The organism is Clostridia bacterium (assembly GCA_017405765.1).
Classification (GTDB): Bacteria; Bacillota; Clostridia; order Oscillospirales; family RGIG577; genus RGIG577.
Map to the genome: position 1 here is coordinate 1 of JAFQZS010000039.1, position 10,396 is coordinate 10,396.

General features: G+C 49.3%; 6 protein-coding genes, 2 tRNA genes and 2 rRNA genes. 9 read left to right on the forward strand and 1 reads right to left on the reverse strand.

Annotated features, from left to right (window positions below):
* The 7 genes from IJG50_06895 to IJG50_06925 all read left to right on the forward strand — a co-directional run.
* A 23S ribosomal RNA gene (locus IJG50_06895) occupies positions 1 to 94 on the forward strand; the annotation flags it as partial.
* A gap of 225 nt (positions 95 to 319) precedes the next feature.
* Positions 320 to 395 (forward strand) — tRNA-Lys (locus tag IJG50_06900).
* A 63-nt stretch (positions 396 to 458) separates the two neighbouring features.
* Positions 459 to 533 (forward strand) — tRNA-Glu (locus IJG50_06905).
* A gap of 51 nt (positions 534 to 584) precedes the next feature.
* Positions 585 to 701 (forward strand): 5S ribosomal RNA (gene rrf / locus IJG50_06910).
* A 254-nt stretch (positions 702 to 955) separates the two neighbouring features.
* Positions 956 to 1,711 carry a hypothetical protein gene (locus IJG50_06915; protein ID MBQ3379576.1) on the forward strand — a complete coding sequence of 252 codons (756 nt, stop codon included), beginning with the start codon at positions 956 to 958 and terminating at the stop codon, positions 1,709 to 1,711.
* 93 nt (positions 1,712 to 1,804) lie between these two features.
* Entirely contained in the window at positions 1,805 to 2,227 is a 423-nt protein-coding gene (locus tag IJG50_06920; GenBank protein MBQ3379577.1) for a hypothetical protein, read from the forward strand.
* Positions 2,220 to 2,621, forward strand: coding sequence for an HIRAN domain-containing protein (locus IJG50_06925; protein ID MBQ3379578.1), 402 nt, complete (start codon positions 2,220 to 2,222; stop codon positions 2,619 to 2,621). The genes IJG50_06920 and IJG50_06925 overlap by 8 nt, the downstream gene beginning before the upstream one ends.
* Before the next feature lie 175 nt (positions 2,622 to 2,796).
* Here IJG50_06925 and IJG50_06930 read toward each other — a convergent pair whose 3' ends face one another.
* Positions 2,797 to 3,363, reverse strand: coding sequence for an ECF transporter S component (locus IJG50_06930; protein ID MBQ3379579.1), 567 nt, complete (start codon positions 3,361 to 3,363; stop codon positions 2,797 to 2,799).
* Positions 3,364 to 3,604: 241 nt separating this feature from the next.
* Between IJG50_06930 and IJG50_06935 the strand changes: the two genes are divergently transcribed.
* Together IJG50_06935 and IJG50_06940 are read left to right on the forward strand one after the other, a co-directional pair.
* The gene (locus IJG50_06935; protein ID MBQ3379580.1) at positions 3,605 to 5,563 is read left to right on the forward strand and encodes a VanW family protein; all 1,959 of its coding nucleotides are present in this window, start codon (positions 3,605 to 3,607) and stop codon (positions 5,561 to 5,563) included.
* A gap of 738 nt (positions 5,564 to 6,301) precedes the next feature.
* Positions 6,302 to 10,396 (forward strand): fibronectin type III domain-containing protein (locus tag IJG50_06940; protein ID MBQ3379581.1); only part of this gene is annotated, 4,095 nt, incomplete at its 3' end.

The window sequence follows — 10,396 nt, forward strand, 5'->3', positions numbered from 1 at the left end:
AGACCCCATGTAGACTATATGGTAGATAGGTCGGAGGTGTAAGCATGGCAACATGTTAAGCTGACCGATACTAATAGGTCGAGGGCTTGACCAAAAAGAGTTTCGCGGTAACTTTGAGATATATTGTTTAGTTTTGAAGGTACGGAGGTATCTTAAGTTCAAAGCAAAGCTGATATGCACCTTTAGCTCAGCTGGTACGGCCTCTCGCAGGAGGTTGTGCCGAAGCAACCCGCCGAAGGCGGTGCAGAGCGGAGGCGAGCAACGACTTGCGATCGTGGAACGGTAAGTTTCATTAAGCAAGATGAAATAAAGCTGATATGCACCTTTAGCTCAGTTGGTAGAGCAACTGACTCTTAATCAGTGGGTCCCGGGTTCGAGTCCCTGAAGGTGCACCAAAAGGCGAAGAGTCAGAGGTCAGAGAGACATCTGGCCTCTGGAGTAAGCCTTGGGCGAGACGTGGCCCGTTGGTCAAGCGGTTAAGACGGCGGCCTCTCACGCCGCAAACAGGAGTTCGATTCTCCTACGGGTCACCAAAGAATTAAATATGTATGAGATATGCGAGAGCATATTTACATAAAGAAGCAGCCGGTGCTAATTACGATGAGGATCCACCCGTTCCCATTCCGAACACGAAGGTTAAGCTCATCAGTGCTGACGATACTTAGATGGCGACGTCTTGGGAAAATAGGTCTGTGCCGGCTTCTTTTCTTTTAAGAGCACGAGTTTTCGTGTTCTTTTTTTATGTTTTTAAGGCTTTTAAGGCTTTTACGGCTGTAATGAACCAAAGGCTTCCGTTTTGCGTCTAAATATAGATCCCTAAAGTTTTGGAGGCAAAATGACAGCTGTTGCCGCTTGTTTCTGTGTAAAACACTGCGGGAGTTGCCTTGTATATATTATTGAGTTATTATTATTTTACAGCTTTTGTGATGATATGAGTTATAAGGATGATAAGAGTATGGCGTCGATACCAGATGAGCTGATAAGGAATATATTTTCGATCAGGGCGGCGGTAGACGGTGCGTATGCGGCCCGCCCGAAAAATGAATACGATGAGGAAGCGAAAAAAACGTCGGACGTCGTCATATGCGACGCCGCAGTGACTGCCCTTATGACGGCGAACGCTCTTTTGAGTATTGCAGACGGCAAGGGCAGCAATGTGTATAAAAATGTCGCTCAAAGGCTTAAAGAGGTCGCTCTTCTCTGCTTTGACGCTATGGAAGCAACCTCGGCGTATGAGCTTAGCGCGGCAGCCGACGCCATTTTTGAAGAGATTTCGTTTATCGAAAAGTTTGCGGAAGCAAATCGGAACGAGGAGAATAAGAAACGGTATGCGGCGGAAGCCGAAACGGCGCTGCAGCTGCGCTTTGATAACGTGAGCGATGCCGACAGGCTCAAAAATGAGATCCGCGCCTTGCGTGAGCTCATTGCGTCGCTCGTCGTGGAGCGTGAGCATCTTGTGAACGTAGAGATGAAGGAGATAGAACAGGCGTATCTGCGCAGCTTTGGGATGCTTGAAGCAGAGCTTAAGAAAGCAGAGAGAGAACTTCTCATGCTTAAGCAGAAGCTGCAGATGATGCAGGCCGCCGTAAACCGTGAAGAAGAGATAGACGAAGCAACGATAGATATCAAAGTGCAGGCGGATAATAAGACCTTCGATGATTTTCTTGAATATTTTCTTAGCAAAATATCGGAGCAGGTAAAGCAGGAGTGAAAAAAGAGCAGGCTTCCCGGTTCGGATGACGAAGAACCGACGATCCAATTCGTTTTCGGCGGCGGGAAAGACGAGGATGAGCCTGCGGAGTCAATGGAGCAGGAGCTTAAGCGCCTCTATCGCAAAATCGTAAAGGCGATGCATCCCGATCTGCACCCCAATCAGGACGAGGCAACAAAAGAACTGTTCAAAAAGGCTATTATCGCATATAAGGAGCGCGATATTCAGACGCTGAGCGAGATAGAGGGTATGTTTGAAGCAGACGTATCCGCCGATGCGGGCGATTTATCCGATACGCTCATCACAGAGAAGCAGCGCCTGATCGGGATCGCGCGTCATTTGCGCTCTGAGATAAAAAGTGTGAAAAACAGCTATATGTATAGTAAAAAAGAGATGCTTGCCGATCCTGCCAAAAGGGAAGCAGAGAAGCAGCGGCTCAGAGAAAGCCTGGAATATACGCGCCGAAGCGCGACCGCTTATCGTGATCGCATAGAGGAGTTAAAGAAAAATGCCTGATATTATCTTAAGACCGAACGATAATAAGCCCGAAGCGCATATCCGCCCCCACGCGCCTCTCCCATTTGAGAACGATATTTTTCTCTACGGCATCGAGGTGGCAGGAACGAATCACGTTGCGAATATCGATGTGATCTGCGCTTCGCTGCAAAAGGGAGAACGTGTAAAGTTGGTGCGAGAAGCTGCCAATAAGGTCGACAAGTACGCAATAAGGATAGATGTCGAGAGAAAAGCGGGAACGGGCGGCGTTAAGCTCGGCTACGTGCCAACGACGCAAAACAAGATATTCGCCCGCCTTATGGATGCGGGAAAATGGCTTTACGGCGAAGTATTTCTGAATGAGACGAGCGGAGACTTTCACAAGATAGTTGTAAAAATATATATGAAGGATTGACTTCATAAATAATTGAAAAACAGAACGCATTCTGTGGGCGCTGTTCCGTGCCTCCCCCTGAGGTTTACATAATCAAAAACACGCCTTCCGTGCTTTCTTCAAAACACGGTAAGACGCGTTCTTTTTATGAAAACAAAAAGCATGCAGCGAACGGATTCGCTGCATGCACGTTTCTCTACTTCTTTTCTGCGGCTTTCATTTTGATCGGTTTTTCGGCCTTTTCTTTGAACGCTTCCGTCATTTTTGTGACGTAAGGTATCTTCATTAGCGCTCCGTACAGCGCGCTGCCTGCGACAATACCGAATATTCCCTGAACGAGATTGCCGCTTACCTCGGCCAACGCTCCCGCACCCAACCCGAGAACGAACGCAGTAAATACGAGATACCCGACTATCATTATTGCTTCTGCGATAATTCCGGCGATAAGCATCGATAAGGTTTTTCTGTTCTTCATGATCATCACGATATTTCCGGCCGCCAGCGCCATGAGCCCCTTGATTATAAAGGTTGCGGGCGCATATACAGCGTATCCCGAAAAAATATCGGCCATAGCTGATCCTATCGCTGCTGCAACGGCTCCCCAAACAGGCCCCAACAGAAATGACGCAAGCAGCACGACTGCGTCGCCGGGATTTATGTAGCCGCCTGTTGGAGAGGGTATGCGGATCACCATTGTTGCAACACAGACGAGGGCAGCGAACAAGCTGATCATTACTGTTCTTTTTATATGTTTGTCCTTCATAGTATATCATCCCTTTAATTGCCTACCATTCTAATATGCTTTATGGATTTATTCAATATGTATTTTTACCGAAAATCTGAAATTTTATGCGGTTTTATTGATGTTTTTGCAAAAATGTTCGATAACTGTTTTATATATGGCATAAACAGCGTATTATTTTATGCGCAAATTTCAAAAATTGCTAGATTTATTCCACAATAGGTGATATACTTTATTCAGTTTAGTTTTGGAGGTCATTCCCTTGAGCAATTTACATGATGATAACGGCGCAAATTTGCAAGAGCGCTCAAGCGCTGCCGCAAACGCCGTAAAAGAAGCAAGCGCTGCGAAAAAGGACTCGAAAGCGACTCCCGGAAAGCGCAAGATGAAGAAATCCAGCAAAGTTATCCTTATCGTAGTTATCTGCGTTATCGTCGTGTTGGCGGCTTTATTGATAGGGCCCATAAAACTGTGGCGGTCGGACGCGGTAGCATCCGGCGTAAAATTCGGTGAAACCGATCTCGGCGGTATGACTCAGCGCGATATAGTCAAACTGGTACAGAACGTGCAAAGCGATATAGATGATGCTTCTATAGAAGTAGTTTCGCCCGATTCGGAAGCAAGCACCGTAATAAGTCTTAAGGATTTTGACGTTCATTATGACGCCGACGATCTTTACAAAAAGGCGTATCAGTATGGCAGAATGGGCGGTGACAACGACCAGGGCGCGCTTTCCGCCGTGCTTGAGTACTATCAGATACGTTCGCGCGGGGTTTCGGTCGACAGCGACCTTACCTGCGATGCGGAAAAGCTTGAGACGCTGCTTATGGATGTGTCGGGCGAGGAGGAAGCCGTTTCAAACGAGCCGTCGTACTCCATCGTTGACAGTTCGCTCGTTATAGTACCCGGCAAGGAGCGTCAGACGGTAGACGTTGCGGCGACGCGCGACGCCATTATAAAGTCGGTCCTTGAGCATTCCTTCGACAAGGTGGAGTGCGTTATGACGACTGAGCCTGCTGCGCCGATAGATATTGACAAAATCTACGCCGAGGTAGTGCATGAGCCCGAAAACGCGGCCATCGTGACCGATGCAAACGGCGTTAAGACGATAAAGAAGGAAGTTATGGGCGTAAGCTTTGATCTTGAGAAGGCGCGCTCTATGATAAGCGAAGATCTGTACGCAGAGTATACCATTCCGGTGACGCTGACCGCTCCTGCGGTGACTACGGCCATGCTTGATACAGGAGAGTCATCCTCGTCAGGCGGCATATTCAAGGATACGCTTTCCACCTTCTCGACGACGCTTACAAGCGTTGTCAACAGAACGCATAACATAAAGCTTGCGGCGTCGAAGATAAACGGCAAGGTTTTAAATCCCGGCGAGGAGTTCTCATTTAACGGCACGGTAGGACCGCGAACCGAGGCGACCGGATTTAAAGAGGCTAAGATCTACACCGCAAACGAGATAGTTGACGGCGTGGGCGGCGGCATATGCCAGGTATCCTCTACGATATATGTGGCCGCGCTTAAAGTGCAGGATCTCACGATAACTCAGAGACGCAGCCATCGTTTCTCCGTATCATACGTTAAGCCCGCGTTTGATGCAACGGTAGCATGGGGCGCGATAGATTTCAGATTTAAGAACAACAGAAGCACCCCGATAAAGATAGAGTGCAGCGTAAGCGGTTCAACGCTTACGGTAAAGATAAAGGGCACAAAAGCAGCCGGAGGCGAGCCGACATATGAGCTTTATTCCGAAACATACGGTTCTACGCAGTATTCCGTTATAGAGCGCGTAGATACGTCTATAGCCGTGGGTTCGCAGAAGGTTTCGCAGTCGGGGCAGAACGGATTCTCCGCTACGCTTTACAGAACGGCGAAGTATCCCGACGGCACTAAAAAGACCGTAAAGATAAACGATACTACATATTCGCCCGTAAATAAGATAGTGCTCGTAAATCCGGGCTCGCAGTCCACACCTGAACCTGCGCCGGAGCCTACGCCGGAGCCCGAGCCGACTCCCGCACCCGAGCCTGAACCGACGCCGGAGCCTACGCCGGAGCCCGAGCCGACTCCCGCACCCGAGCCTGAACCTGCGCCCGAGCCTGAACCTGCGCCCGAACCTGCGCCGGAGCCGACTCCCGCACCCGAGCCGGAGCCTGCGCCGGAGCCTGCGCCCGAAGCCGATCAGTCAACTCCGCCGGAGTGGCTTGCGGAATAATACAGAATCAAAAAGCCGTCCCTCTTTTTTGGGACGGCTTTTCGCTTTTAAAGCGCCCCTTTGCAGAGGCGCTTTTTAATTACTTTTTAATTATAAGAAAAACAATTTGGAAATGACTGGATCGTCTGTCTGAGTGGGGGAAAAAGTCTACTTTTTTCCCCCACTCGTTCTTGCACAACAATTAGTAGTGTGCTATACTCATATTGTCAAAATATAGTCAGTTTTTAAGTGGTGACAAAAGTATACTTTTTTCCCCAACTTTTTATGGCAAAATCGTAAGAAAAGCAGGGGAAATGCGGGCTTTTTTCAGTTAAACAGGCGCAGAAAAGGCAAAAAGCGGAAGCAAAGATGATGCTTTTTTGCGAATTTGCGTTATTTTAGCTGTTTTTACGACATGATAAAGTAAAAGCTGTCGTCTCGAGCGTCAGCAAAATTACACGGCGATCAGTAATGCCCGGCAAGAGAAAACGGATCCTCACGGTCGCTCCGCGCACTCCTTTGGAATGACGGACGGGGAGACGCATACCCCTTTGTCATCCTGAGCGGAGCGAAGGATCTTTAAGCATTAGGATTCTTCGGCGCTTTGCGCCTCAGAATGACAAAAAAGGCGCGCCTCAGAATGACAAAAAAGGGGACGTTTGGAATAACAGCCGGTGAGACGCATACGAGAAAATAAAAACAACGGCGAAATATTCGCGCTTACATAGATAAATAAAGCAAGGAAGGAATGAGTAAATTTTGAAGAAGAAGATCATAAGCCTTATCGTGGCGATAGTCATGGTCATAACCATGCTGCCCGTGATGGGGTTAGCGAATACGTATAATGTTGAACAAAATGATATTGCATATGCCGTAGAGGGCGGCAATATTTATTATCGCGTGTCGAATAACGCAATAACAGTAACCGGCGCGGATGAGAGCGTTACGGCGGCGGATATACCGACGAAGGTAAACGGCGCACCTGTGAAGGAAATAGGCGACAGTGCGTTCCGTAAATGCAGCAGGCTTAAGTCAATAGTGATCCCCGAAGGAGTAACGAGCATAGGAGGGGAGGCGTTCTCGTACTGCAGCAGTCTTGAATCGGTAGTAATTCCCGAAGGCGTGACGAGTATAGGCGAGTATGCGTTCGACTGCTGCAGCAGTCTTACGACGGTAGTAATTCCCGAGGGTGTGACGAGCATAGGCAACTCTGCGTTCGAGAACTGCAGCGGCCTTACTTCGGTGACGATACCCGAGGGCGTGACGAGCATTGGCAGTACTTTCGGTGGATGTATCAATCTTACGTCTGTAACGATACCGTCAAGCGTGACGAGTATAGGTAACGGTGCATTCGGTAGTTGCGAAAGCCTTACATCAATAGTAATTCCTGAAAATGTGACGAGCATAGGCGGAGGAGCATTCTGGGGTTGCGGCAGTCTTACGACGGTAGTTATACCCGACAGCGTGACGAGCATAGGCTATGGTGCGTTCGAAGGTTGCAGCGGCCTAACGTCGGTATTTTACGGCGGCGATGATAACAGTTGGAGCAGTATAAGTATCGAAGGGTGCAATGAATATTTAACAAACGCAACAATATATTATATGCATAATAGCGTAGCGCCTTATCCGGCAATAGGCGGCAATATATATTTTGACAAAAGCACAGGCGCTGTAACAAGCGCTGATGCGGGTGTAACGGCTATAAATATCCCGGCAAAAATATACGGCGCTGCCGTTTCATCCATAAATACGGCGGCGACGAACGGACAATTGCTTGCCTCTATAGACGTTGACTCCGATAACACGACGTTTTCCTCATACGACGGTACGCTTTATTCAAAGACGATGAAGACGCTTATCCGCTGCCCGAGAGGTAAAAGCGAGATAACCATACCCGCAAGCGTTAAGAGCGTGCAGAAGAACGCCTTTTCGGGCTGTGGTGATATGACGGTTTACTACGAGGGCAGCGCGGCCGACTGGGAGAACGTGACGATAAACGCGGGCAACAGCGCGCTTAATAATGCAACGATAAATTATGCGTCCGACGGCGACAGCGTGAGCTATCATGTTGAGGGCGGCAATATATATTTCGACAAATCGACCGGCACGGTGACGGGCGCGGATAACGGTATTACCGCGGCTTACATACCGGAGAAGATCGCGGGCGTTAGCGTGACTTCGATAGGCGCAAATGCGTTTGAGGGCTGCGCCGATCTTAAAGAGGTAAGTCTTTCGGCGGGCGTAACATCCATAGGCAATTATGCCTTCAGCGAATGCGAGAGCCTTACGGGCATAATCATTCCCGAAGGCGTGACACGCATAGGAGAATATACCTTCGGCGGCTGCGGCGCGCTGGAAACAGTAGTGGCCCCCAAAAGCCTTACGACCGTGGCAAGCGGCGCGTTCTATTTATGCAACGCCGTTGAAGATGTGTACTACGAAGGAAAGGAATACGACTGGTCGCTTATAACTATAAGCGCCACGGGCAACAACACGTTTAAAAATGCAAACAAGACGTATGAATACGGCAACGTCGTAAAATATCCCGTTGAGGGCGGCGATCTGTCGTTCAATGTAAAGACCGGCACGATAACGAAAGCGGATAACACCATAACGGCGGCAGAGATTCCCGGAAGCATACTTGGCGTGTCTGTAACGTCGATAGGTAACAATGCTTTCAAGAATTGCCGCAGTCTTTCATCTGTTACGATTCACGCAGGAGTGACAAGCATACTTGCCAGTGCGTTTTCGGGCTGCAGCGCTCTTACATCAGTGACTATACCGACGAGCGTGACAAGTATAGGTGATTATGCGTTCTATAGTTGCAGTAGCCTTACGTCATTAGTGCTTCCTGAAGGTGTGGAGAATATAGGTACAAATGTTTTCGTTGCGTGCAGTAATCTTAGATCGTTGACTATCCCATCAAGTGTAAAAAAAATGGGGGCGGTTATTGATTATGGCGAAGATTTGTCTTATACGCCTGAACTTGAGAGAGTGATCATAAGTGATGTTGGGGCTTGGTGCCGAATTGACTTCTTTGACGATTATAATCTTATATTAAATCCTTTGGAATGTGCAGACCATTTATACTTAAACGGTAAAAAAGTAACTGAACTTAAAATACCGGAAGGAGTAACCAGTATTGCTGATTCAGTGTTTAAAAGATGTCATGATTTGGTATCAGTAGAATTCCCGGGAAGTGTGATAAACATAGGTGCAGAGGCGTTCGCTTGGTGCGATAATCTTACATCTGTTTCATTCGGTGAGGGCATTAAAATTATAGGCAATGATAACTATGGGCATTCAGTTTTTAGTCATTGCAGCAACATAAAAACCATAACTATCCCTGCAACCACGACCCAAATAACCCAAAACACCTTCCAAGACTGCACCAATCTGCAATACATATTCTACGGCGGAAGCCGCGCGCAGTGGGAGGAAATAACGATTGAAAGCGGGAACGACCCGCTTAACAACGCTACGCTTCTCACCGACGGCGTCATGACGTACGACGCTTCGGGCGGCCAAATCTTCTTTAACTACAAGACCGGCACGGTGACGGGCGCGGAGGATACCGTTACGTCGGTCGTTATACCGACCGAGATAAACGGCGTCAAGGTCACGGCCATAGGCGAACGCGCCTTCGCGGGCTGCGCAAAGCTTTCGAAAGTGACAATCCCGAACGGCATTACTTCGATAGGCGACGCGGCGTTCGAGCGCTGCAGCGCGCTTACGTCCGTGACGATACCGGCAACCGTGACCGAAATAGGCGCGGGCGCGTTCGGCGGCTGTACAAAGCTTACGGGCTTTAATATAGCTGAAGGCAACAAATCCTTCGTTTCGGCAAACGGCGCGCTCTTTACGGCGGACGGGGCGACGCTCGTTCAGTACCCCGCGGGCGTTGCGGGCGCGTATGAGATACCTAAGGGCACGGCGGCGATAGCACCGTCCGCCTTCTCCGACTGCAGCAAGCTTACGGCGGTCACGATACCCGCAAGCGTGAAGTCCATAGGCGAGGCGGCCTTCTTTGGCTGCACGGGGCTTGACAATATAGCCATCCCCGAGGGACCCGCGCAGATTGCGCCCTCCATGCTTGCCGGATGCAGCAATCTCTTGTCGGTAACGATACCCGAAAGCGTAAAAGAGATCGGCGCGAGCGCGTTTTACGGCTGCACGAAGCTTGCGGCGGTTTCGTTTAACGGAAGCGAGGGCGAATGGAAAGCCATCAATGTCGGCTCCGGCAATACCCGCCTTACAAAGGCGACAGTGACGTACGCAAAGCCGAACGCGGTGAAAATAAACGCCGTAACGGCGACCGAAAACAGCGTAGAGTTTACATGGGACGGGGCTTTGGGCGTGGACGGTTACCGCATATACAAAAAAACAGGCACCGGCGCATGGAAGGTGCTGCTTTCTGATACTGCGGATAATAAGTATACCGATACCGACGTAAGCGTAGGCAAAACATACAGATATACGGTGCGCGCGCACACGAACGGCATATACAGTCCCGGATATGACGAAACGGCGGTCACAGTTACGATAAAGCCTGCGGCAGAGCCTGTAGCGGTAACGATAAGCGCGATAAAATATGAGAACGGCGCTGTATCGTTAAGCTGGAACGAAGCCGAAGGCGTAGACGGATACCGCATTTATCGTAAGCTCGGCACGGGCAAGTGGACAGTGCTTGTTTCAAGCACGACGGACACGTCCTACACCGACGATACGGTAACGGAAGGCAAGACGTATTCGTATACGATACGCTCATATGTAGGAAAGAATTACTCGACAGGCTACGACGCTACGGCGGAAACGATAAAAGCGGCTACGGCAGAGCCTGTAGCGGTAACGATA

What these genes read in the sequence shown, in the direction of transcription:
- IJG50_06920 (MBQ3379577.1), top strand. Translation starts at nt 1,805, where the DNA reads ATGGAGCAGGAGCTTAAGCGCCTCTATCGCAAAATCGTAAAGGCGATG.
- IJG50_06915 (MBQ3379576.1), top strand. Translation starts at nt 956, where the DNA reads ATGGCGTCGATACCAGATGAGCTGATAAGGAATATATTTTCGATCAGG.
- IJG50_06925 (MBQ3379578.1), top strand. Translation starts at nt 2,220, where the DNA reads ATGCCTGATATTATCTTAAGACCGAACGATAATAAGCCCGAAGCGCAT.
- IJG50_06930 (MBQ3379579.1), bottom strand. Translation starts at nt 3,363, where the DNA reads ATGAAGGACAAACATATAAAAAGAACAGTAATGATCAGCTTGTTCGCT.